Below are 24,137 nucleotides of genomic sequence, written 5' to 3'. Positions count from 1 at the left end.
CCCAACGTGGGGCCCCCGGGCGGCAGCGTCAACCGGGAAGCCGGCAAGCCTAACAGGCCGTACGCCCGGCCGTGACTGACCTGAACCCCGAGCGTCGCGGCTTTCCGGAGCCCGTTCGTTCCAGAGGCGGGGACAGCTAGGCGACGTCGTCCGGATCGAACCTGCTGACGCTACGGATGATGTCGCCAGGGAACCCGCGACGGGCCAGCAGGTCGGCCACCTTGCGGCGCCATGCCAGGTCGTCACGGGGAGGTCCGCAGCGACGGCGGGCCAGGTCACGGGCCTGCTCGGCCCAGTTGCCGTCGAACGTCGCCATCGCCGTCTCGACGGCCTCACCGCCCAGTCCGTGGGTGCCGAGTTCGGCGCGCACGTGGATCGGCCCGTATCCATTCGCCGCCCGGCTTCGCACCACGCTCTCGGCGAATCGGGCGTCATCCTGCCAGCCGGCCTCTGCAAGTCGATCGACCGCATCGCGGACCTCGACGGGGTCCAATCCACGCGCCAGCAGTTTGCGAGTCAGCTCGCGGGCCGAGTGTTCGCGCCTCACCAGCAGGGCCAACGCACGCTGGGTCGTGGTGGCCGCTGGGCGGTGGCCGCGCCGCGGGCGCCCAGCGGGCCCGGGAGCAGCCGTGCCACCGTCCGGGAACAACCCGGCAGATTCCCCATCGGCATCGGCGACGCCTTGGGGGACTCCAGTGGGGCCGTTCGCGTGACCGGCATCCACATCGATCGACGGCGACTCGCTCGTCCCGCGGTCACCACCCGGGGCGCATTGCGCCCCGGGGATTGACGAATGGCTTCGTGTCATCGGTCACCGGGCCCGGAAGCTCACTCCTCCGCGTCGTCGCCGTCGGCTTCCTCGCGGCTGGCTTCTGCGGGAACGAACTGCTCGCGCAGCGCAGCCTCCAGCCGCTGGGTCACCTGGGGATTCTCGCGGAGGTACTGGCGGGCGTTCTCCTTGCCCTGTCCGATGCGCTCCTCGCCGATGCTGTACCAGGCGCCAGCCTTCTGCACCAGCTTGGCCTCCACGCCCATTTCGATCAGTTCACCCTCGCGCGAGATGCCCTGGCCGTAAAGGATCTCGGTGATGACCTGCTTGAAGGGGGGGGCCATCTTGTTCTTGACGACCTTGATCTTGGTCTGGTTGCCAATGATCTCCTCGCCCTTCTTGATCGCACCGATGCGGCGGATGTCCAGGCGAACCGAGGCATAGAACTTCAGCGCATTGCCACCCGTGGTGGTCTCGGGACTCTGGCCCGGCATCATGATGCCGATCTTGTGGCGCAACTGGTTGATGAAGATCACCAGGCAGTTGGATCGCTTGATGTTGCCCGTCAGCTTGCGCAGCGCCTGGCTCATCAGGCGCGCCTGCAGGCCCGGCAACTGGTCGCCCATCTCGCCCTCGATTTCGGCGCGGGGGGTCAGCGCGGCGACCGAGTCGATCACCACCATGTCGACCGCGTTGGATCGCACCAGCATGTCGGCGATCTCCAGCGCCTGCTCGCCGGTGTCGGGCTGCGACAGCAGCAGGTCATCGACGTTGACCCCCAGCTTGCCCGCGTAGATGGGATCCAGCGCATGCTCGGCATCGATGAAGGCCGCGGTGCCGCCCGTCTTCTGGCACTCGGCGATGGCCTGCAGCGTAAGGGTGGTCTTGCCCGAGGACTCCGGGCCGTAGATCTCGACCACGCGGCCCTTTGGCAGGCCGCCGATCCCCAACGCGATGTCCAGCATCAGGGAACCGGTACCGATCACCTCGGCTGCCTCCACCACGCGGTCGCCCATGCGCATCACCGAGCCCTTGCCGAACTGCTTCTCGATCTGGCCCAGTGCGGCGGAAAGTGCGCGCTTCTTGTTCTCGTCCATCTTGGATTCCTTGGGTGGCATGGGGATTGGGGGCACTCTAGGTGGATGTGGTCGCACGGGCTGCGACCCGCGACGGCACCGTAGCTCGCGATCGCAGGGCCCGGCAGTGGAAAGATTCGGGGACTGGCGTCGGAAAACCCCGCACCGGGATGACGGTGGGTGCGGGCAAGCGCGCCCGGCTCAACGGTTGGGCCTCACCAGTCCGCAGTACAGCCCTTCGATGGCGAAGTCCTGGTCCGGCAGCACGTCGATGGGCGCGTAGTCGGGATTGCGCGGCAGCAGGCGGATTCGCTCGGCGCCAATCTTGAGCAGCTTGACGGTGATCTCGTCATCGATCCGGGCCACCACGATCTGGCCCGAGCGCGCATCGCGTGTACGGTGCACGCCGATCAGGTCGCCATCGAAAATGCCCTCGTCACGCATCGAATCGCCCTGCACCTTCAACAGGTAGTCCGGTGCAGGCGAAAAGAACACCCGGTCCAGCAGCACGTAATCGTCAGAGCCGATATCCGCCCCGATCGGGGCGCCCGCGGCCACGCGACCGAGCACCGGCAGCCGCAGGGCATCGCCGTCGACGGGCGCCTGGGCGGGCAGCCCGGCGGAAGAGGACGCGTCCACCAGCAACCGGATGCCGCGGGCACGACCGGGCCGGCGTTCAATCGCCCCGGCCCGCTCAAGGGCTTCAAGGTGGTACTGCGCCGCGCGGACGCTGTTGAAACCCATCGCGCGGGCGATCTCGGTCTGCGAAGGCGGCACGCCCTCGGACTCGATGCGCTCGGCGATCAGCCCTAGGATGTTGCGCTGGGTGTCTGTCAGGTCCATTGGTAGCAATACTACTAACAGCCCGCCACGGATTGCAACCCCGATACCGCGCCTTCCCAGGGCGTGTCAGCCCATCAGCTCGACGAGCCCGTGCAGCGCGGCAGCGACGGTCTGGCGTCGGATCGCCTCGCGGTCCCCGTCGAAATGGAACACGAGGGCCGTGGGATATCCGCCGCGGCGCTTCCACGCGATCCAGACAGTCCCGACCGGCTTGTCGTCGGTCCCGCCGCCCGGCCCCGCGATGCCGGTGACGGCCACGGCGATCGTCGCGCCCGAGTGCACCAGCGCCCCGGACACCATCTCGATCGCGGTTTCACGGCTGACCGCACCATGCTCCTCGAGGGTGTGCGGACTGACCCCCAGCATGGCCTGCTTGGCCTCGTAGCTGTAGGCCGCCATGCCGCAATCGAACCAGCCCGAGGAGCCGGCCACGTCGGTCAGGGTCTTGGCGATCCAGCCGGCCGTGCAGCTCTCGGCGGTGACCAGCCGCTGGTGGTGCTGGAGGGCCGCCGTGGCGACACGCTCGGCCTGCGCCTGCAGCGCGCTGTCGGATACGTCGTTGCTCATGCACCGCACTATAGCGAAGCGCCCGGCCGTTTCCGGTCGGGCGCTTGCCATGGTCCAGCCCTGGAGCGAGCCCACCTCGGTTCGGGAGCCTTCCCGGCGGAGGTCGGACCCGGGCCGGGCTTACCCGGCCTGCCCCGGCCTGCTCAGTACGCCACGCGCAACGTCACGCCGTAGGTGGCGGGCGCCCCCGGGAAGGCGTTGTAGGAGTTGAACGGGTGGCCGGGGACGGGCGAGACGTTCTGCAGCGGGGCGTCGAAACCGACCTGGAAGTATTCCTCGTCGGTGATGTTCTGCCCCCACAGCTCGACCATCCAGCTGCGGTCGCGGGCACCAAAGCCGAGCCGCGCGTTGACCACCGTGTACGCCTCCTGGACCTTCTCCACGTCCAGGTCCGAACCGGTGTTGAACTCGGACATGTACTTGGCGCCAAGGTTGAAGCGCCCGACAAGGTCATTGCCGAAGCGCCACTCGTAGGTCAGCGCACCTGAGGTCGACCAGAGCGGCGCGAAGCTCACCCGGCTACCCGGCAGCTTGTAGAGCGCACCGGCGGGGGCGACGAAGTCCGCGCCCGGTATCTCGTCGCCGTAGCGGGTGTCGGCATAGGTCACGCCACCCTGGAACGAGAGGCCGTCGAAACCGGTGCTCCACATCACCTCGGCATCGACGCCCTGCGAGACCACTTCCGGGATGGACCGCACCACGAAGCTGGTGCCCAGGAAGCTGTTGAGCTGGAAGTCCTCGTAGGTCTGGTGGAAAAGGGTGGCGTTGACGAGCAGGTTACCGCCGGCCCACGTGGTCTTGGCACCCAGTTCGAAGCTGTTGACGAACTCGCCCGGGAAGGAGGTGTCGGCGACCGGCACGATGCCGGCGGTACCGCTGGACAGGCCGGTGTTTGACTGCACGCGGTCCAGGTTGAAACCGCCGGCCTTGTAGCCGCGGGCGGCGGAGGCATAGGTCATCCAGGTGTCGTTCCAGCGGTAGGCCGCCTTGACCGTGCCGGACCACTCCTTCTCATCGCGCTCCTGGCGGGTGGCGCGGCCGTTGTGCAGCGGGTTGGCCCAGGGCAGGCAGCCGAAGCCGATGACCTGCGGGATCACGCTCGGCAGCGCCTGCACCGGAACCCCGCGGGAGATCAGCGCCTGCGCGATGCGGGCCTGGCCGGCGGGCGACAGCATCGCCGCGCAGCCCGGGCTCCCATTGGGGTTGGTGTAGGCCGAGTCGAGCGACTTGTCCTCGCTGGTGTAGCGCAGGCCGAGGGTCAGGTCGAGCGCGTCGGTGGCATGCCAGGTGTTGTTGGTGAAGAACGCCAGGCTCTTGGCGTTCTGCCGGTAGGTGTCGTCTGCGGCAAAGCCGGCGAACACGGTGCCGGGCGCCCGTCCGGTCGCGTCGGCGAGGAACAGCGGCGCGTCGGGTCGCTGCCCCAGCGCGGGGTTGACCAGCGACAGCAGCGCGATCGAGAGATATGGTTCGTACGCCCCGCCGATGCGGTAGGTCTCGTTGCGGTTGAGGTCCTCGTCGGAATAGAACGCGCCCACCATCCAGTCGATGGTGTCGGTCGCGCCCGTCAGGCGGAACTCCTGGGTGGTGGTTTCGAACGCGGTCAATGACTCGTCGCGCTCGCCGTTGCGGAACAACAGGTCGGCGCTGCTGAAGTCGAAGTCCAGGCCGTTGATCGACTCCCACTCGCGATAGGCGGAAACCGAGGTCAGGACCGCATCGCCGAACCACGGCGAGATCCAGTTGGTCTCCATCGAGATGCCCTTGTCCTTGATGTCCTGGGCGGTGCTCCGGTTGCTCCAGGCCACCCGGGCAAAGGGATCGGCGACCGGGGCGACGCCCTCGTCCGGCGACAGCGCATCGATGATCGCCGCCGTGCCACCGCGCACCACGGTGACGCCAGTGCAGCAGTTCTCCTCGCGGCTGGTGTAATCGGCGATGAAGTTGATGTCCAGGGTGTCGGTGGGCTCCAGCAGCAACTGGCCGCGCAGAGAATGGAAGTTCTGGTCGTAGTCCTCGTCCTCGCGGCGAGGGCCGCCACCGGTGCGCACGTCCATGAACCCGTCACGCTTGCGCTTGGCGGCGTAGAGGCGGAACGCCGCGTTGTCACCGATGGGAGCGTTGAGCGAGCCGGCCACGCCCAGGGCGTTGTAGTTGCCGACGGTGAGCTCACCCTCCACTCGGGTGGTGTAGTCGGGCCGCTTGGTGATCACGTTGATCACGCCGGCCGAGGTGTTCTTGCCGAACACGGTGCCCTGCGGACCCTTGAGCACCTCGATCCGCTCGATCTCGCCCAGGTCGCCGAAGCCCACGCCGTTGCGGGGCCGGTACACGCCGTCAATCACCACGCCCACCGAGGACTCCAGGCCCGCGTTGTCACCCACGGTGCCGACGCCACGGATGCGTGCCGTGGTCTGGGCCTCGCTCTGGGTGCTGGTCACGGTGAGGCCCGGCACCAGCACCTGCAGGTCCTTGACGTCGCGGACACCGGTATCGAGCAGCAGCTGCTCGGGCAGCGCGGTGATCGAGATCGGCACGTCCTGCAACGCTTCCTCGCGCTTCTGCGCGGTGACGGTGATGCGATCCAGGGTGGTGGCTTCCTCGTCCTCCGGGCTGGCCGGGGCCGCGGCGTTGGCCGCCTCCTGTGCGTACAACGGTGCCGCGATCATCGTGCCCAACGCGGCGGCGACGGCTACGACCAGCATGCGGCGGTGCGGCTTGCCCAGACCCATCTTGACTCTCCCCTGGCTGATGCGGCTCCCATTGCGGGTGGCCGCTAGATTTCCGGCGAATCCGACGCCGACGTACCCCAAGCCCGTTCCCGATCACGCCAAGCCGCCAGCCACGGAAGGCTGTCGTCGGCGCACGTCCATCAGGGACGGGCGCGCTGACGCTAGCACGTTGCCGCACGCAGTCATGACGCATCGCAGCAGGGCCACGCGCGTGTCCCTGCAGGGGCTCGAAACGCGGCAGCGCTTCAGCGTGGGGGCGCGTCGGGGGCGGGGCCCTCGTGGGCGGCGGGGAGCCACAGGGCGAGCAGGGCTGCAACCGCCACGAACGCTCCGGACACCCACAGGCACGCCACCAGGCCACTGCGCTGGTACACCCAGCCCGACAGCAGGGTGCCCACCAACCGCCCCATTGCGTTGGCCATGTAGTAGAACCCGACATCGAGCGATACCCCGTCCTCGCGGGCATGGCTGACGATCAGGTAACTGTGCAGGGCCGAGTTCGCCGCAAACAGCACGCCGAACACCCCCAGGCCGAGTAGCAGCACGGCCTGCGCCTGCATTCCGGCCGACAGGCCCAGGGCAATGAGCGCCGGCACCACCGACAGCGCTGCCGCCCACGCGAACGCGACTCCACGCCCAGGTTGCCGGCCCCGCGCTCCGCGTACGAAGCCCGGGGCCAGCGCCTGCACCACGCCATAGCCGATCACCCACGCGGCGAGGAATCCGCCGACGCGCCAGTGGTCCCAGCCCAGCACGCTGGACAGGAACACCGGCAACGCGACCACGAACCACACGTCGCGCGCGCCGAACAGGAACAGCCGGGCGGCCGACAGCACGTTGATGGCGCGACTGCTCGACAAAACCTCGCGGAACCGGGGCTTGCCACTGGCGCGCCCGAGGCCCCGGTGCAACCAGGCCAGGCTGCCCAGCCACACCAGCGCCAGCGCCCCGGCCAGGACCACTACCGACCCACGGAAGCCGAGCAGCGCCAGCAGCGCGCCGCCCAGGAAGAAGCCCACGCCCTTGAGTGCGTTCTTCGAGCCGGTCAATGCCGCAATCCAGCGGTAGAGCCTGCCCTGCCCCCCGTCGGACACCAGCAGCTTGATGGTGCTCTTGGCACTCATCTTGTTGAGGTCCTTGGCGATGCCCGACAACGCCTGCGCCGCCATCACCCATGGCACCACCAGCCACGCGGCGGGCACGGCCAGCATGGCCAGCGCCACCACCTGCAAGGCGAGCCCGATGTTCATGGTGCGATTCAGGCCGATGCGCGCGCCCAGCCAGCCGCCGACCAGGTTGGTGACAACGCCGAACACCTCGTAGAACAGGAACAGCAGCGCGATCTGCAGCGCGCCGTAGCCCAACTGGTGGAAATGCAGCACCACCAGCATCCGCAGCGCCCCGTCGGTCAGGGTGAACGCCCAGTAGTTGCCGGTGACGATGGCGTACTGGCGCCACGCGGCGTGATTGCTCATGCGGGCCGGTCCCAGGCCATCAGTGCCGCGGAGCGGAGCCGACCTTCAAGGCCAGCTCTACGGTGCGGTTCACGTAGCCCCACTCGTTGTCGTACCAGGCGAAGACCTTGACCTGGGTGCCGTTGATGACGCGCGTGCAGCCGGCATCGACGACCGCCGAGCGCGGGTCGGTGCGGTAGTCGACCGACACCAGCGGCCGCTCCTCGTAGCCGAGAATGCCGGCAAGTGCACCCGCCGATGCGGCCTTGAACAGCGCGTTGACCTCTTCGACGGTGGTGGCACGCTCGACCTCGAACACCGCATCGGTCAGCGATGCATTCGCAAGCGGCACGCGCACCGCGATGCCGTCCAGCCGCCCGCGCAGGCCGGGGAAGATCTCGGCGATGGCCGTGGCCGAGCCCGTGGACGTCGGGATCAGGCTCTCAGCGCAGGCGCGCGCGCGTCGCAGGTCTTTGTGAGCCGCATCGATGATGGTCTGGGTATTGGTCAGCGAGTGGATCGTGGTCAGGCTGCCGTGGCGGATGCCCAGGCCCTCATGCAGCACCTTGACCAGCGGCGCCAGGCAATTGGTGGTGCACGAGGCGGCGGTGACGATCCGGTGCACGGCCGGGTCGAAGCGGTCGTCGTTGACGCCCACCACCACGTCAAGAACGCCGGCCTGCTTGACCGGCGCGGTGACCACCACGCGGCCGACGCCCTGGTCCAGATACGACTGCAGTGCGTCCTTGGTGCGATAGAGGCCGGATGCTTCGATCACCACGTCGCAGCCCGACCAGTCGGTGTCGGCAATCGCAGTGTTGCGGGTCATCGCAATGCGGCGCGGCCCGACCACCAGCGCGTCGCCGTCGGCGCGCGCACCCAGGCCGGAACGGCCGTGCACCGAATCGAAGTTCAGCAGGTGGGCGAACGTCGCCGCATCGCCGGCGGGGTCGTTGACCTGGAGGAACTCGAGCGCGGACAGGTCGTCGCGCTGCAACGCCGCCCGCAGCGCCAGCCGGCCCATGCGTCCGAAACCGTTGATACCGATCTTGAGGGTCATGCGGGGCTCCGTAACTGGATAGCGGATCAGGCGCGCTTGCGGACTGCCGGGCGGACTGGGGTGCTTGCGGGCGCGCGCACCGGCGCGCACTGGCTGGCATCACCGGCGCAGCAGTTGTCGGTCAGGTACTCGACCAGGCCCTGCATGGCCTTGAAGTCGGCGCGATAGGTGATGCTGCGGCCCTGCTGCTCGGCATGGACCAGACCGGCCTGCAGCAGCGTCTTCAGGTGGAACGAAAGCGTGGTGGGTGCGATTCCCACGGTCTCGGCAAGCTCGCCCGGCGTGGCGCCGGCGGGGCCCCGCTGGACCAGTTCGCGAAACAGCGCCAGGCGGCTCTTCTGGGCCAGGCCGGTGAGTGCATCGAGCGCGTGTCGGGTCTCCATGATTCGATCATACTGGAACCATTGTTTCAAATTGAAGTCGGCGCCCCCGGTGCGTGCGGGCCCCGGACGTCGGGGAGGTCGGGCGCGGCCGCTACAATCGTCGGCCGCCCGGCGCCGCCGCGACGACCGCAACCGACAGCCAGTCCATGCCCGACAAGAGCGCCGAGAAGACGCCCGAACACACCCCGCTCATGAAGCAGTTCTTCGCCGCCAAGGCGGAGCACCCGGACGTGCTGCTGTTCTTCCGGATGGGTGACTTCTACGAGCTCTTCTTCGACGACGCGCGCAAGGCCGCGCGGCTGCTGGACATCACCCTGACCCAGCGCGGGAGTTCGGCGGGCGCGCCGATCCCGATGGCCGGGGTCCCGCACCACGCCGCGGAGGGCTATCTGGCGCGGCTGGTCGCGCTGGGCGAGTCGGTGGCGATCTGCGAGCAGATCGGCGACCCGGCCGCGAGCAAGGGCCTGGTCGAGCGCAAGGTGGTGCGCATCGTCACGCCGGGCACCGTCACCGATGAAGCCCTGCTCCACGAGCGGCGCGACACCCTGCTGCTGGCGGTCGCGCGCGGAAAGGCGGGCTACGGCATCGCGTGGGCCGACCTCGCCGGGGGTCGCTTCCTGGTCAACGAGGTCGCGAGCGAGGACGCGCTGGAAGCCGAGCTGGCCCGGCTGGAACCGGCCGAAACGCTTGTGCCGGACGAGGACGGCTGGCCGGCCTTTCTCACCGCACGCACCGGCATGCGTCGCCGTGCGCCCTGGCTGTTCGACGCCGACGGCGGCCGCCGCCAGCTGCTCAGGTTCTTCAACCTCCATGACCTCTCCGGCTTCGGGATCGACGACCGGCCGCAGGCCGTTGCCGCCGCCGCCGCCCTGCTGGGCTATGTCGAGGAGACCCAGAAGCAGCGCCTGCCACACCTGACCTCGATTGCGGTGGAATCGGGCGACGGCGCCATCGCCATGAATGCCGCCACCCGTCGCCACCTTGAACTGGACAGCCGTGTCGACGGCGACGCCCGCCACACGCTGCTGGGGGTACTGGATGCCAGCATCACGCCCATGGGCGGGCGCCTGCTGCGCCGCTGGCTGCACCGACCGCTGCGCGACCACCCCACCCTGCGCCGCCGGCACCAGGCCGTGGCTACGCTGATCGACTCCGGGACCGACGCCGATCTGCGCGAGCACTTCCGCGCCGTCGGCGACCTGGAGCGCATCCTCTCGCGCATCGCCCTGCGCAGCGCGCGGCCACGCGACCTGTCCACCCTGCGCGACGGGCTCGGCCTGTTACCCGCGGTCCGGGACGTACTCGCGCGACTGGACGCGCCGCGCCTGCACGCGTTGTCCGCCGAACTGGGCGAACACGATGCGCAGGCGAACTTGCTGCGGTCCGCGCTGGTCGAACAGCCGCCGGTGCTGGCACGCGACGGCGGCGTCTTCGCCGACGGGTACGACGCCGAACTCGACGAGTTGCGCACGCTCTCGACCACCGCCGACCGGTTCCTGGTCGACCTGGAAGCACGCGAGCGCGAGGCCAGCGGCATCCCCACGCTCAAGGTCGGCTACAACCGCGTGCACGGCTACTACCTGGAGGTCAGCAAGGCCCAGGCGGGCAAGGCACCCACGCACTACACCCGCCGCCAGACCCTGGCCAACGCCGAGCGATACATCACCGAGGAGCTGAAGGCGTTCGAGGACAAGGTGCTGTCCGCGCGCGAGCGCAGCCTGGCCCGCGAGCGGTTGCTGTACGAGCAGCTGCTGGATGAACTCAACGTGCAGCTGGAACCGCTAAAGCGCTGCGCCGGGGCGCTGGCCGAACTGGACGTGCTCGCCGCTTTCGCCGACCGCGCGCAGGCACTGGACTGGTCGCGTCCCGAGCTGTCCGACCACGCGGGCCTGTGCATCGAGCGCGGCCGCCACCCGGTCGTGGAGGCGGTGCGTGACGAGCCGTTCGAGCCCAACGACCTGCGCCTGGGCGACACCGAGGAGCTGGGCGACCGCAGGATGCTGGTGATCACCGGCCCGAACATGGGCGGCAAGAGCACCTACATGCGCCAGAACGCGCTGATCGTGCTGCTGGCGCACATCGGCAGTTTCGTTCCCGCCGCGCGTGCGGTGATCGGCCCGATCGACCGCATCCTGACCCGGATCGGCGCCGGCGACGACCTGGCCCGCGGGCAGTCGACCTTCATGGTCGAGATGAGCGAGACCAGCTACATCCTCCACCACGCCACCGACGCCTCGCTGGTGCTGATGGACGAGATCGGGCGTGGGACCTCCACCTACGACGGCCTGGCGCTGGCCGAGGCCTGCGCGCGGCACCTTGCGGGATCCAACCGCAGCTACACGCTGTTCGCCACCCATTACTTCGAACTCACCACGCTCGCGCAGCCCGGCAGCGGCATCGCCAACGTGCACCTGGACGCGGTCGAACACCGCGACCAGGCCGGCAACGAGCGGTTGGTGTTCATGCACGCGGTCAAGGACGGGCCGGCCGACCGCAGCTTCGGCCTGCAGGTCGCCGCCCTGGCCGGCCTGCCGCGCAGCGTCGTGGCGCAGGCACGGGGGCGTTTGGCCGAACTGGAGCAGCAGGGCCGGGCCACCCCGTCACCGTCGTTCGCCGCCACCGCCCTGGATGCCCCGCAGCAGATCGGGCTGTTCGCCCCGTCGTCGGCCGCCCTGGACGCTTTGGCGGCCATCGACCCGGACGAACTGACGCCCAAGCAGGCACTGGAAGCGCTGTACCGGTTGAAGACGCTGGGCTGATCGTGGGCGACCCGGATTCGGCTTGAGTTGTATTCCGCGGCTACCGGGCTTTGTCGGTACCGGTCGCCCCGGGCTGGCTGGCCCGATAGTCGATAACTATCAATACAGTCAAAAAAATCGATTTTCATTGATGCACCCGCCCGCGTACGTTTGCCACGTGGGAGGTACCCGGGACGGCGCGCAGTGGATCGGCCGCGGACACTGAAAGCTTCCTGGGCAACGACCTGGCGCCTGTGCCCGCTGGAATCACCTCCCCATCGGTACCCGACGACGCCCTGGCGCCGCCCCCGGGTGCCATCACCCACCACAGGACCGGACCATGAATGCTGAATCCCAATGCCCCGTCGCAGGCCACACGCGTCCCCGTCCCCGCCGCAGCGGTGACTGGTGGCCGGAGCAGCTCGATGTCGCGGTGCTGCACCAGAAGTCGGACCTGGCAGACCCGAGGATGGAGGACTACGACTACGCCGCCGAGTTCAAGACCCTCGACCTGGACGCCGTCATCCGGGACCTGCACGGGCTGATGACCGACTCGCAGTCGTGGTGGCCCGCCGACTACGGCCACTACGGCCCGTTCTTCATCCGCATGGCATGGCACGCCGCCGGGACCTACCGCATCTTCGACGGCCGAGGCGGCGCACGCTCGGGCGAGCAGCGCTTCGCACCGCTCAACAGCTGGCCCGACAACGGCAACCTGGACAAGGCCCGGCGGCTGCTGTGGCCGATCAAGAAGAAGTACGGCCGCAAGCTGTCGTGGGCCGACCTGTTCGTGCTGGCCGGCAACGTGTCGCTGGAGTCGATGGGCTTCAGGACCTTCGGTTTTGGCGGCGGCCGCGAGGACGTATGGGAACCGATGCCGATCGACTGGGGTCCGGAGTCCACCTGGCTCGGCGACGAGCGCTACAGCGGCGAACGCGAACTGGCCAACCCGCTGGCCGCGGTGCAGATGGGCCTGATCTACGTGAACCCCGAAGGCCCCAACGGCAACCCCGATCCACTCGGGTCGGGGCGCGATATCCGTGACACGTTCGCGCGCATGGCGATGGACGACGAGGAGACGGTGGCGCTGGTCGCCGGCGGCCATACGTTCGGCAAATGCCACGGCGCGGGCCCGGTCGACACCGTCGGCCGCGAGCCCGAGGCGGCCAACATCGAGGAGCTGGGTCTGGGCTGGACCAATACGCTCGACAGCGGCTGCGGCGCGCACACCATTACCAGCGGCCTGGAAGGCGCGTGGACGCCGACGCCCACCACGTGGGACATGTCCTACTTCGAGACCCTGTTCGGGCACGAGTGGGAACTGACCAGGAGCCCGGCCGGCGCCCAGCAGTGGAAGCCCAGGGGCGACGCCGGCAGGAACGTCCCCGATGCGCACATCCCCGGCAAGCTCCACCAGCCGATGATGACGACCGCCGACCTGGCGATGCGCTTCGACCCCGTCTACGAAAAGATCTCGCGCGGCTTCATGGCCAACCCGGCCCGGTTCGCCGACGCCTTCGCGCGTGCCTGGTTCAAGCTGACCCACCGCGACATGGGCCCCAAGGTGCGCTACCTGGGCAAGCTGGTCCCCGCCGAGGACCTCGTGTGGCAGGACCCGGTACCGCCGGTCGACCACCCGCTGGTGGACGAGGGCGACATCGCCGCGCTCAAGAAGGCGCTGCTGGACTCGGGCCTGTCGGTGCAGGACCTGGTCAAGACCGCATGGGCGTCGGCCTCCACGTTCCGCGGCAGCGACCTGCGCGGCGGTGCCAACGGGGCGCGCATCCGGCTGGCTCCCCAGAAGGACTGGGAGGTCAACGAACCGGCCGAACTGCAGCGCGTGCTCGGCGTGCTGGACAAGGTGCGCTCGGACTTCAACGGCGGCGCCAGCGGCGGTAAGCAAGTGTCACTCGCCGACCTGATCGTGCTCGGCGGCAGTGCCGGCATCGAGGCCGCCGCGCGGAAGGGCGGGCATGAGGCCACCGTGCCGTTCACCCCCGGCCGCACCGACGCTACCGACGAGCAGACGGACGCCAACTCCTTCGAGGTGCTGGAACCGGCGATCGATGCGTTCCGCAACTACGTCCGCAAGGGTGATGAGGAGCAGACCGCCGAGGCGCTGGTGGATCGCGCCGCGTTGTTGCAGCTCACCGCACCGCAGATGACCGCGCTGATCGGTGGCCTGCGTGCGATCGGCGCCACCTACGAGGGCGCGCGGCACGGCGTGTTCACTTCGCGCCCGGGCACCCTCAGCACCGACTTCTTCGACAACCTGCTCGACATGTGCACCAAGTGGCGCAAGTCAGAGGCCGACCCGCACGTATTCGAAGGTGTGGACCGGGCCAGCGGGACCATCAAATGGACGGCCACGGTCGCCGACCTCGTGTTCGGATCAAACTCCCAGTTGCGCGCGCTGGCCGAGGTGTACGCGTCCGACGACGGCGAGACCGACTTCGTCAACGACTTCATCAGGGCATGGGTCAAGGTGATGGAGGCCGACCGCTTCGACCTGAAGGCCTGAGTACCGCCGACGGCCACGCATGCAAGGCCCCGCGCGAGCGGGCCCTTGACTGTGAACCTGCTGGCGCTTGAGTTGGCGGGATCCGCCCGGGGTGGTGGCCTGTCGCGACAGCGCCCGCGCCCCCGGCTTCAACTGCGGGTTCTTCCGCGATTTCGCATCGCCGACCCGAGCGCGCCCCCGGCGATACCGGGTTATGGCGGCCCGGCTGCGGCCGGTGTCCGCGGACCTTGTGCACGACCGCCTGCCCGTCCGGCGCCACGCCCTCGCCTGATCGCTGCCCGGCTACAGCGCGTCGATATCCCCCAGCGCACGGATCAGGCGCCGCGCGCGCTTGTCCGGTTTTCCCTCCGGGGCGCGGTAGCCCGTCCTTTCGGCGGCGCGCAGCGCTCGCACCTCGGCCCGTGCAGCGCGCGATGCCTCGTCTTCCAGGTAGAGCGCCTGCGCGACCGGCGCCGGGCCACGGGTGTCGGACAGGCCCCGCACCTCGAAGTGGAAGACCTCGCCCGCCCGCTCGACCTGCATGCGCTCGCCCACGCGAACGGTGCGCGAGGCCTTGGCACGCTGGCCGGCGACCTCGACCTTGCCGGTCTCGATCGCCTGGCGTGCCAGGCTCCGGGTCTTGAAGAACCGGGCGGCCCAGAGCCAGAGGTCCAGGCGAACGGGATTGACGGCGGGCAGGTCGGGCATGCGGGCTAGATGGGGACGGCGTCGCCGGGTCCAATCCCTGGCCCCGCGTGGTGTTCAGAGATGGCGATGCAGGGGGCGTCGCCATCGGACACGCGGGTTCCGCCAAGCGCGGACCCCACAACGCAGAACGGCCGCCTTTCGGCGACCGTTCCGGTCTCTCGTGCAATCGACGGCAGCGATTTACTTGGTGGCGGCAGCGGCGGCCTTGGCCTTCGCATAGGCGGCCAGGTCTTCCTTGATGCGGGCCTTCTTGCCTTCCAGGCCACGCAGGTAGTACAGCTTGCCGGCGCGGACCTTGCCGCGGCGCTTCACGTCGACCGAGTCGATGGTGGCGCTGTGGTTCTGGAACACGCGCTCCACGCCGAAACCGTGGGAGATCTTGCGGACGGTGAACGACGAATTCAGGCCCGCGTTCTTCATCGCGATGACCACGCCTTCGTAGGCCTGGAGGCGCTCGCGGTTGCCTTCCTTCACCTTGACGTTGACGACAACGGTGTCGCCCGGGCTGAAGTTGGGCAGTTCGCGCTGGATCTGCTGGGACTCGAATTCCTGGAGGAGCGTGCTGAGCGAAGGCTTGTTCATGACTTTGACCTGGTGGGTGGCCACTGGGTGGCCTGCCTGTTGGAATCGTTGTAGCGCGAGTGCACGTGGACCCGCGTCTGGCTTTCTATGGGTGCCGCTGGTAAAGCAGACAGACCACCAACTGGCGGTCAAGCCGCGCATTATAGCGGGCCTTTTCCTTGCGTGGCTAGGGGTTACGTCCTCACGGCGCCCCGGGCGGGGTGCCTGCCGCGGCAGTCAGCCGTCGCTGTCGTCGCCTACCGTACCCAGCGACGCGCGGTACGACGACAGCAGGGCCCGGTCCGGTTTGGACAGGCCGGCCTCGTCCAGCAGGTCGGGGCGCCGCTGCCAGGTCCGGCCCAGCGCCTGCTGGCGGCGCCAGCGCGCGATCTCGGCGTGGTTGCCGGACATCAGCACCGGCGGCACATCGCCCAGTTCGTGTGAGACCGGGCGGGTGTAGTGGGGGCAGTCCAGCAGCAGCTGGCCCGGATCGCCCGCCGGGTCGACCGGTTCGAAACTGTCCTGCTCGGCGGAGTCGGCATCGTTCAGTACCCCTGCCTGCAGGCGCGCCACCGCATCGACCACCACGGCCGCGGCCAGTTCACCGCCGGACAGTACGTAGTCGCCGATCGAGATTTCCTCGTCGACCTGCGTGGCCAGCAGCCGCTCGTCGACGCCTTCGTAGCGCCCGCACAGCAGCACCATCCGCTCCCGCGCCGCCAGCTCACGCACCTTGGCCTGGGTCAGCGGCACGCCCTGCGGGGTGAGGTAGACGACGCACACCGGCCGCGGATCGGCCGCGCGGGCCGCGTCCAGGCTGGCCCGCAGCGGATCGACCAGCATCACCATGCCCGGGCCGCCACCGAAAGGCCGGTCGTCGACGCGGCGGTAGTTGCCCTCGGCGTAATCGCGTGGGTTCCAGCCGTGCAGCGACAGCAGCCCGCGCTCCGCCGCGCGGCCGACCACGCCGAACGCGGCGCACTGGGCGACGAACTCGGGGAACAGGCTGACGATGTCGATGCGCATGGCGGCCCTCAGAACTCCGGGTCCCAGTCCACCGTCACCACGCCGGAGTCGAAATCGATGTCGGTCACGTACTGCGGCCGCACGAACGGGATCATCCGCTCGCGGCCGCCTTCGCGGGCCACCAGGACGTCGTTGGCGCCGGTGGCGAACAGGTGGGAAACAGTGCCGAACGACACGCCGTCCACGTTCACCACGCGCAGCCCTTCCAGGTCGACCCAGTAGAACTCGCCCGGCGCGGGAGGCGGGAAGGCGGAGCGCGGCACGAGGATCTCCAGTCCGCGCATCGCCTCGGCGGCGTCACGGTCGGCGACCTCCGGGAACCAGGCCGTGACCCGCTTTCCGTCGTCGCGGCCGCGCACGCCTTGCACCTGCCGCTCCACGCCACGCGCGTCCCGCAGGATCCACGGCTGGTAGCGGAAGATCGCCTCGCGCGGCTCGGTCCATGACTCGAGCTTCACTTCGCCACGCAAGCCGAAGGCGCCGGTCACCCTGCCTACGAGGATGCGGCGCCCTTCGGTGTCCATCGTGTCCAATGCCGGCCGCGCGCGTTACGCGGCCGAAGGATCAGGCTGCAGCGGCCGTGTCGGCCGACTTGAGCGCTTCCTTGTAGAGCACGGCGACCTTGTCGGTCAGCTGCGCGCCGTTGCCCAGCCAGTGCTGCACGCGGCCGGTGTCCAGCTCGACGCGCTTCTCGCCGCCGGTCGCAACCGGGTTGTAGTAACCGACGCGCTCGATGTTGCGGCCGTCGCGGGCGCTGCGGCTGTCGGTGACGATGATGTGGTAGAACGGACGCTTCTTGGCGCCGCCGCGGGTCAGTCGGATCTTGACCATGGTGGGATGGTTCCTGTGTTGCCCAGCCGTCGGGATGACGGGGTAAGCCGGCAATTATAGGGGATTTTCCGCAGGTGTTGTAGGAGCCGCTTCAGCCGCGATGCGAGCCGCCGAGGCCCTCGTACAGGCCTGATCTCGGTCGAGATCCACCCCCCCCCTTGGCGATTCGCGGTCGCGACTCACGTCGCTCCTACAAGAGCATCGCGGCTGAAGCCGCTCCTACAGGGCCCGTCCGAGGCCTGAAGGGGTCCTCAGAACGGCATGCCGCCGCGGCCACCCATCATCCCGCGCATACCGCGCATCATGCCCTTCATGCCGCCGCGGCCCAGCTTGCCCATCATCTTTTCCATCTGCTGGTACTGCTTCATCAGCTTGTTCACATCGGCCGGCGTCACGCCCGCGCCGGAAGCGATGCGCTTGCGGCGCGATCCGTTCAGCAACGCCGGGTTGCGGCGCTCCTTGCGGGTCATGGAATTGATGATGGCCACCAGGCGCGGCACCTCCTTGCCGGTGACCTGGGCCTTGACCGAGTCGGGGATCTGGCCGATGCCGGGCAGCTTGTCCATCAGCCCGCCCAGGCCACCCATGTTCTGCATCTGCTCGAGCTGGTCCTTCATGTCGTTGAGGTCGAACTTCTTGCCCTTGGCGACCTTCTCGGCCAGCTTGGCGGCCTTGTCCTTGTCGACCTGGTGCTCGACCTGCTCGACCAGGCTGAGCACGTCGCCCATGTCCAGGATGCGGCTGGCGACGCGGTCGGGGTGGAACACGTCCAGCCCGTCGGGCTTTTCACCCACGCCGATGAACTTGATCGGCTTGCCGGTGATGTAGCGCACGCTGAGCGCCGCGCCACCGCGCGCATCGCCGTCGGTCTTGGTCAACACCACGCCGGTGAGCGGCAGCGCCTCGCCGAAGGCCTTGGCGGTGACCGCCGCGTCCTGGCCGGTCATGGCGTCGACCACGAACAGGGTCTCGGTCGGATTGACCGCGCTGTGCAGCGCCTTGATCTCGGCCATCATCGCTTCGTCGATGGCAAGGCGACCGGCGGTATCGACGATCAGCACGTCGGCAAAGGACTTCCGGGCATCGTCGATGGCGGCGCGCACGATGGCTTCGGGCTGCTGGTCGGCGCTGGAGGGGAAGAACAGCACGTCCACCTGCTGCGCCAGCGTCCTGAGCTGCTCGATGGCTGCGGGCCGGTAGACGTCGGCCGACACCACCATGACCTTCTTCTTGCGCTTTTCCTTCAGGTGCTTGGCGAGCTTGCCTACCGTGGTGGTCTTGCCCGCGCCCTGAAGGCCGGCCATCAGGATGACCGCCGGCGCCGGCACGTTGAGGTTGAGGTCGCTGGCCTGCGAGCCCATCACCGCGGTCAGCTCGTCGCGCACGACCTTGATCAGCGCCTGCCCCGGGGTCAGCGACTTGAGTACTTCCTGGCCGACCGCACGCACCTTGATGCGCTCGATCAGCGCCTGCACCACCGGCAGCGCGACGTCGGCCTCCAGCAGCGCGATACGGACCTCGCGGGTGGCCTCGCGGATGTTCTCCTCGGTCAGCCGGCCGCGCCCCTTCAGGCGTTCAATGGTTCCGGACAGGCGCTGGGTGAGGGATTCGAACATCGTCGGACGACCTGCGGGGGAGCTGAAACGGGGTGCGAAGTATAGCCCGGGTGCCTTTGCGCTTCCGGCCGGTGCAGCACGCCTACCTGCATTGACAGCCGGCGACGACAGGGGGCGCAGTGGCAAATCACTCGCGTGCAAACTGGACCGGAGAAAGCGCCGTTACGAAACACAGATCATCGGCTGCCGGCGTGAGTGCAGGCCGGCAAACCGGCAGCGCGTCAACGGCTGCAACAGCAATACGGAATCCGGAGCACCGCTGCCAGGGAGCGCCCGCCGGATCAACAGACACCGTGAGAATTTCCTGGCGAGCCGGTCACCGTCCGAGGCCAGGGGATCGGGCGCAGCAATTCGCCCGCCGAATACAAGAACGCGGCCGGTTCAGCCGGCCGCGTTCTCAGTTACTGCTGTTCTACACCAGGGGTCTAGTTGGCAGGCGAACCCTGCAGTGGCGTATTCAAGTAGGGGAATGACGACCTGAACTGCGTTGCATCCAGCCTTACGCCATCGGTGTATGGCAGCTGGCCATCTGGCGCTTGCGCGGCGTTCAACAAGGCGCCCATTGCGACGCGCAACTCGATGTCAACAACATCGTCACCCGGCCGCCGCCCGTTGGGGAAGCCTGCCGTGTCGCCCGCCAGGGCACCCAGATCCTGCTGGCTGCCCGCCGGCTTGGGATTGATCGACGTGTTCAGGCGCAGCATCTCCGCCGGTCGCACGTAAGGGGTGGGTTTGTTCAACCCCTCCAGGCCCGTGAGGAAGGCCGCCACCAGATCGGAACGGGGATATACGGATGGCGCCTCCACCCCGAAGAGGACTTGCAGCAGGATGGGCAGTGTCGGCCGGGTGACGTAGTCGACGAACTGACTGTCGAAGTAGGGCTGCGAGGCGTTGAACTTGTCCTTGTCCGGCAGTCCGATCACCAGCTCGTTCACGAGCGGCATTCCCAGTCGCGATACAGGCCGCTGACGTCCGCTGGCATCGGGAAGGTATGCATTGGTCCACGCACCGATGACGGGGTCACCGCGTGTCAGGCATGAAATGGGGAATTCCAGGGCAATGCTCGTCACGTTCTTGTCGGCCAGCACATTGGTCTCGGCATCGCGCTCGCCCACCGGGTTGGTGTTCACCAGGTCGAACACTTCACCCAGGTTCACCGCAAACCCCTCGCGGCGTTGTCCCACGAACACCCGGCCCTCGAAGGCGCAGCCGTCGATGGCGATTCTCGATACGTGCCGATCCGCATACGAGCCGTAGTTGGGGATCGACTTCGCACCGATATTGTCGAACGGCTTCAGGAACATGGGGCCCGGGGTACGCAGGCTCATGTTGGTCGCGACGCGCGGTTCACCCTGATCCATGCGTGAAACCACGACATAGCTCTGGTCGACATTCAGAACGGCATCCTGAGCGCCGCTGTCACCGAAAGACCCGATGTTGCTGAGCGGGACCGCCACGTCGCGCCCATCCACCGGCACGGTCAGGTTCTTGAATTTGTTGTAGAAGCGGAAATAGAACGAATGGTTGGGAAGCGCGTCACCATCGCTGTCGACATGGATGGCATACACAGCACGTGGATCCATCAGGAAGTAGTTCGGCCCTCCATAAGGGTCCTGCAGGGGCTGATAATTTGCCAGGAAAGTGACGAATCCTTGTCGGTTGGATTCGTAGCTCCGGAACATGTAGAAGTCAGTCGCGTCGACCTTTGGACTCCCCGTCAACAATGGAGCCTCCCGGTGACTGGATGCCTGGGCCGCGCTTCCGGCCAGGACAGCCACGGCGGCTGCGCACAACCATTTCCTCTTGGTTCTCATCGTTGGACTCCTTACTCGCTGCAATGGGTGCCTGGGGTCAGGCGCGTGAAGAGGAATCAGCTCTTCAGGCACAGTTACGGCACTCGGTGATCCGCGGATGCACCCGTTCATCAATGCGGGCGGCAACAAGTGGGCCCCGGCCTGTGCGAGACTCCCGCGATGACAATCGTTCTCATTGCCACGGCGCTCTACCTCACAGCTGCCGGTCTTCTGGCTACCAGCGTGTCCAAGGGCGAGGACGCCGTCGGTCGGCACTGGCTTGGGCCGGCTGCGGGGGCCATTGCCCTGCACGCGCTGGAGCATGCTCTCGGGTGGCGGGGGCCTGGCGGCGCGGACCTGCACTTCTTTGCGGCCCTGTCGCTGGTGGGCCTGGGCATGGCGGCGCTGACCGGCCTCTATGGCGCCAACGGACGCATGGCGGCGTTGGGGGTCGTGGTGTTCCCGCTGGCGGCCGCAGTGCTGCTGGGCTACGGGTTGCAAGGGGCCGAGTCGAGTGAACAGCTCGACTGGCGACTGCAGCTGCACGCGTGGCTCGCACTGCTTGCGTACGCGACGCTGGCGGTCGCCGCGCTGCTGGCGGTGATGCTATGGCTGCAGGAACGCGCGCTGCGGCGGCGCGATTTCCATCGCTGGCTGCGCGCCCTGCCCCCCCTCGTCGAACTGGAAGCGCTGCTGTTCCGCACCGTCGCGGTGGGGTTCGTGCTGCTGTCGGCCACGCTGCTCACCGGGGTGCTGTTCGTGCAGGACCTGCTGGCCCAGCACCTGGTGCACAAGACCGCGTTGAGCGTGGTGTCGTGGCTGGTCTTCGGCGGTTTGTTGGTGGGCCGCTGGCGCCGTGGCTGGCGCGGCACCACCGCCGTCGGCTGGACGCTGGTCGCGATGGCGCTACTGGTGCTGGGCTACTTCGGCAGCAAGTTCGTGCTCGAACTGGTGTTGCGCACCCAATAGGCCGCGCCTCCCACGCCGGAGCGGCCCGGGTCACCGCCGGCGGTTGCGCTCGAGCATGGCGGTGGCCGCTGCGGAGTCGACCGCGGCCGAATACAGGAAGCCCTGCGCCTCCTGGCACCCCAACTCGATCAGGATGTCCGCCTGCTGCCTCGTTTCGACCCCCTCTGCGACGACATGCAACCCAAGCTCCCCGCCCAGCTGGATGATCGACCGCATGATCGCGCGCGCACCCCGGGGATCGGCCCCGAGCAGGCCGGCGGTGAATCCGCGATCGATCTTCAGCGTGGTGACCGGCAGCTGGCCCAGGTAGGCCAATGACGAATACCCCGACCCGAAGTCGTCGATCGCAAGGCGCAGGTGGGGAATGGCGCGACGCAGGCGGCCGAGCGCCCCGGCCGCCCGCTCGATGTCCTGCATCAGGCTGCTTTCCGTGACCTCCAGCTCCACCATGCCGGCGATTTCCCCCGCCGCCTCCAGTTGCTCCTGCAGCCCGCGCAGCAACGCATCGTCGTGAAGGTCGGCCGCGTCGAGGTTGACCGACATGCGGCAGGTGGGATCCAGCGTGCGCCAGCCGGCCAGGTCGTCAAGCGCGTGGGCCAGCATGTCACGGTCGATCCGGCCCAGCAGGCCGGCCTGGCGCGCCAGGCCCAGGAAGGAGCCGGGCATGAGCACGCCGTCATCGGGATGGTGCCAGCGGGCCAGGGCCTCGAAGCCGAGCACCTTCCCCGATGGCAGGGCCACCCGCGGCTGGTAATGCGGACGGATCTCGCCGCGCGCCACCGCCAGACCCAGGTCATGGCGCAGGCGCAGGGCGTTGCGGCTGTCCTGGGTCATCCGTGGCGTAAAGAAGGCGAACCGGTGCTTGCCCTCGCCCTTTGCCGCGTACATCGCTGCGTCGGCCTGCCGCAGCAGGGCCTCCGCGTCGCGACCGTCATCGGGAAACAGTGCGATCCCCACCGACATCCGCGGCGAGAACGAAACGCCGCGCAACACCACCGGGTCGCGCATGGCATCGAACAACCGGTCCACCAGCTGAGCCAATGACTCCACGCCGGAGGTCGACGCCACCACCACGAACTCGTCGCCACCCAGCCGCGCCACCACGTCCGAGGCGCGCACGGCAGTCGCCAGCCGTGTGCCCACGCTCCGCAACACCTCGTCCCCCAGCGAGTGGCCATAGCTGTCGTTGACCAGCTTGAAGTCGTCCAGGTCGATCAGCACCACTGCAAGCGTGTCGCCGTCCCGATCGGCGCGGTCGATCGCGCGAACCAGCCGGTCGTTGAGGTAGCGGCGGTTGCCCATCCCGGTCAGCGGGTCGTGGAACGCCATCGCGCTCAGGCGCTCCCGCATCTGCTTCGCGCGGAAGGCGTTGAGGAACATCTGGCTGACCAGGCGCAGGCCGACCAGGATGTCCACTGGCCAGTTGCGTTCGCTGTGGACCGAGTCGAACCCGATGAAGCCCTCCGGGTCCCCGGTCTCGCCAAAGGGAACCAGGACCAGGGAGCGGATGCCCTCGCGCTCGAACTCCTCGCGCTCCGTGCGGGCTTCGTCGCCAAGCTCGGCGACCACGGGCACGTGGACCTCACTGCCCGCGCGCAACTGCGCCAGCAGCCAGGGGAAGTGGTCGATCGGCACGTCCTGCAGGTGCGCGGCCTCGCGCGACACGTCCGAGGCGACCCACTCGTGCGTATTGCTCTGCGCGGTACGTGCGCCGTTGAAACGGAACACGTACGCGCGATCCACGTCGAACAACTGCCCGATCTGACCCAGCGCCTGTTCAATGAGCGCATCCAGTTGTTCGTCGGGTGAGTGGATCAGTTCGGTGGAAAGCGCGGCGATGAGTCGCTCGAACGCCAGCCGCTGCTCCAGTCGCTGGCGGTAATGGTCCTGTTCACCGGCGCCCCGCCATTCCAGCCGGTAGTCGCCGCCCGCGCCGTCGGACTTCAGGAGTCGCAGCGAGAGGCCATCAGCGCCCTCGCCGGCCAACTCGAATCGCAGTTCGCGCGCAGGCAAGGACTGAAGGGCCGCGCGCAGGCGGGCGAGAACGGGCGGCGCCAGTTCCTGCAGCACTGGCGGGAGGTCGCTGACGGAACCGGTCGGCTGGGCCGCTTGCAGGTGGCCGTCGGCGTCGACCGCCCGCACCGGCGTGGCGTCGGGTTGACCCAGCCGCTCGCGCGTCACCCCGGCATGTACTTCATCCCGCATCCTCACCTGCCCTCGTCGATGCATGGCCGCGTCCCTACCCAGCATGGCACGAGGCCCGTCAATGGTGGAGGAAGGCTCCCGCGCGGACCCAAGCCAAAGTGCAACTTCGTCGCCGCCCGCGCCCACGCCTCGCCGCATTGGGACCCGGCTCACAAGCCGAGGTCAGGACCCAAGGGCACCCCTTCACGGACCCGGCCGCCGCACCGAGCAGGGATCCGCCGATCACCTCGCGCAACGCATGCCAGCGCGGCTGCCGCGACCATCGCGCCGCGCGGGCGAGCGGCGGCGGTCAGCCGGTTCCCGCTGCGG

The 24,137-nt window shown here is 68.4% G+C and carries 19 protein-coding genes; 3 read left to right on the top strand and 16 right to left on the bottom strand.

Translation table 11 applies throughout. The annotated features are described in order from the left end of the window. Positions 1 to 136: 136 nt before the first annotated feature. The 8 genes from ACJQWL_RS00210 to ACJQWL_RS00175 all read right to left on the bottom strand — a co-directional run bounded on the left by ACJQWL_RS00210 (position 137) and on the right by ACJQWL_RS00175 (position 8,881). Positions 137 to 649 (bottom strand): regulatory protein RecX, encoded by a 513-nt coding sequence (locus tag ACJQWL_RS00210; protein ID WP_411300655.1) that lies wholly within the window; start codon positions 647 to 649, stop codon positions 137 to 139. Between the two features lie 179 nt (positions 650 to 828). Beyond that, on the bottom strand, positions 829 to 1,866 hold the full coding sequence (recA, locus tag ACJQWL_RS00205; RefSeq protein ID WP_330968669.1) for a recombinase RecA: 1,038 nt from the start codon (positions 1,864 to 1,866) through the stop codon (positions 829 to 831). Positions 1,867 to 2,046: 180 nt separating this feature from the next. Next, positions 2,047 to 2,688 (bottom strand): transcriptional repressor LexA, encoded by a 642-nt coding sequence (gene lexA / locus ACJQWL_RS00200; RefSeq protein ID WP_330968670.1) that lies wholly within the window; start codon positions 2,686 to 2,688, stop codon positions 2,047 to 2,049. Positions 2,689 to 2,754: 66 nt separating this feature from the next. Next, entirely contained in the window at positions 2,755 to 3,255 is a 501-nt protein-coding gene (locus ACJQWL_RS00195; protein ID WP_411300654.1) for a CinA family protein, read from the bottom strand. Between the two features lie 143 nt (positions 3,256 to 3,398). Next, entirely contained in the window at positions 3,399 to 5,984 is a 2,586-nt protein-coding gene (locus tag ACJQWL_RS00190) for a TonB-dependent receptor (protein WP_330968672.1), read from the bottom strand. Positions 5,985 to 6,229: 245 nt separating this feature from the next. Continuing rightward, on the bottom strand, positions 6,230 to 7,459 hold the full coding sequence (arsJ, locus tag ACJQWL_RS00185; protein WP_330968673.1) for an organoarsenical effux MFS transporter ArsJ: 1,230 nt from the start codon (positions 7,457 to 7,459) through the stop codon (positions 6,230 to 6,232). A 19-nt stretch (positions 7,460 to 7,478) separates the two neighbouring features. After that, positions 7,479 to 8,498 carry an ArsJ-associated glyceraldehyde-3-phosphate dehydrogenase gene (locus tag ACJQWL_RS00180; RefSeq protein ID WP_330968674.1) on the bottom strand — a complete coding sequence of 340 codons (1,020 nt, stop codon included), beginning with the start codon at positions 8,496 to 8,498 and terminating at the stop codon, positions 7,479 to 7,481. A 26-nt stretch (positions 8,499 to 8,524) separates the two neighbouring features. Then, positions 8,525 to 8,881 (bottom strand): ArsR/SmtB family transcription factor, encoded by a 357-nt coding sequence (locus ACJQWL_RS00175; protein WP_330968675.1) that lies wholly within the window; start codon positions 8,879 to 8,881, stop codon positions 8,525 to 8,527. Between the two features lie 146 nt (positions 8,882 to 9,027). Between ACJQWL_RS00175 and mutS the strand changes: the two genes are divergently transcribed. Together mutS and katG are read left to right on the top strand one after the other, a co-directional pair. Continuing rightward, on the top strand, positions 9,028 to 11,640 hold the full coding sequence (gene mutS, locus ACJQWL_RS00170; RefSeq protein WP_330968676.1) for a DNA mismatch repair protein MutS: 2,613 nt from the start codon (positions 9,028 to 9,030) through the stop codon (positions 11,638 to 11,640). A gap of 319 nt (positions 11,641 to 11,959) precedes the next feature. Further along, entirely contained in the window at positions 11,960 to 14,140 is a 2,181-nt protein-coding gene (gene katG / locus ACJQWL_RS00165; protein ID WP_330968677.1) for a catalase/peroxidase HPI, read from the top strand. A gap of 282 nt (positions 14,141 to 14,422) precedes the next feature. Here katG and ACJQWL_RS00160 read toward each other — a convergent pair whose 3' ends face one another. The 7 genes from ACJQWL_RS00160 to ACJQWL_RS00130 form a co-directional block, all read right to left on the bottom strand. After that, the gene (locus tag ACJQWL_RS00160; RefSeq protein ID WP_330968678.1) at positions 14,423 to 14,827 is read right to left on the bottom strand and encodes an RNA-binding S4 domain-containing protein; all 405 of its coding nucleotides are present in this window, start codon (positions 14,825 to 14,827) and stop codon (positions 14,423 to 14,425) included. 180 nt (positions 14,828 to 15,007) lie between these two features. Beyond that, positions 15,008 to 15,409, bottom strand: a complete 402-nt coding sequence (gene rplS, locus ACJQWL_RS00155; protein ID WP_330968679.1) for a 50S ribosomal protein L19 — start codon at positions 15,407 to 15,409, stop codon at positions 15,008 to 15,010. A 216-nt stretch (positions 15,410 to 15,625) separates the two neighbouring features. Then, positions 15,626 to 16,414: a tRNA (guanosine(37)-N1)-methyltransferase TrmD gene (gene trmD, locus ACJQWL_RS00150; protein ID WP_330968680.1), complete on the bottom strand. Its 789-nt coding sequence runs from the start codon at positions 16,412 to 16,414 to the stop codon at positions 15,626 to 15,628. A gap of 8 nt (positions 16,415 to 16,422) precedes the next feature. Continuing rightward, positions 16,423 to 16,938 carry a ribosome maturation factor RimM gene (rimM, locus tag ACJQWL_RS00145; protein ID WP_330968681.1) on the bottom strand — a complete coding sequence of 172 codons (516 nt, stop codon included), beginning with the start codon at positions 16,936 to 16,938 and terminating at the stop codon, positions 16,423 to 16,425. Positions 16,939 to 16,978: 40 nt separating this feature from the next. Continuing rightward, complete coding sequence (rpsP, locus tag ACJQWL_RS00140) at positions 16,979 to 17,245, bottom strand: 30S ribosomal protein S16 (RefSeq protein ID WP_330968682.1); 267 nt, start codon at positions 17,243 to 17,245, stop codon at positions 16,979 to 16,981. Between the two features lie 251 nt (positions 17,246 to 17,496). Further along, positions 17,497 to 18,861: a signal recognition particle protein gene (gene ffh / locus ACJQWL_RS00135; RefSeq protein WP_330968683.1), complete on the bottom strand. Its 1,365-nt coding sequence runs from the start codon at positions 18,859 to 18,861 to the stop codon at positions 17,497 to 17,499. A gap of 425 nt (positions 18,862 to 19,286) precedes the next feature. Then, complete coding sequence (locus ACJQWL_RS00130; protein ID WP_330968684.1) at positions 19,287 to 20,675, bottom strand: DUF4331 domain-containing protein; 1,389 nt, start codon at positions 20,673 to 20,675, stop codon at positions 19,287 to 19,289. A gap of 159 nt (positions 20,676 to 20,834) precedes the next feature. On the opposite strand from ACJQWL_RS00130, the gene ACJQWL_RS00125 reads away from it, so the two are divergent. Further along, positions 20,835 to 21,623 (top strand): cytochrome C assembly family protein, encoded by a 789-nt coding sequence (locus ACJQWL_RS00125; RefSeq protein WP_330968685.1) that lies wholly within the window; start codon positions 20,835 to 20,837, stop codon positions 21,621 to 21,623. 30 nt (positions 21,624 to 21,653) lie between these two features. On the opposite strand, the gene ACJQWL_RS00120 is transcribed toward ACJQWL_RS00125, so the two are convergent. Next, positions 21,654 to 23,852 (bottom strand): putative bifunctional diguanylate cyclase/phosphodiesterase, encoded by a 2,199-nt coding sequence (locus ACJQWL_RS00120; protein WP_411300653.1) that lies wholly within the window; start codon positions 23,850 to 23,852, stop codon positions 21,654 to 21,656. Between the last annotated feature and the right edge of the window lie 285 nt (positions 23,853 to 24,137).

It is taken from the genome of Novilysobacter viscosus, assembly GCF_046600715.1.
In the GTDB taxonomy this organism is placed as follows: domain Bacteria; phylum Pseudomonadota; class Gammaproteobacteria; order Xanthomonadales; family Xanthomonadaceae; genus Lysobacter_C; species Lysobacter_C viscosus.
Note: the sequence above shows the minus strand (reverse complement) of the source record. Positions and strands in the feature narration are given on the sequence as shown.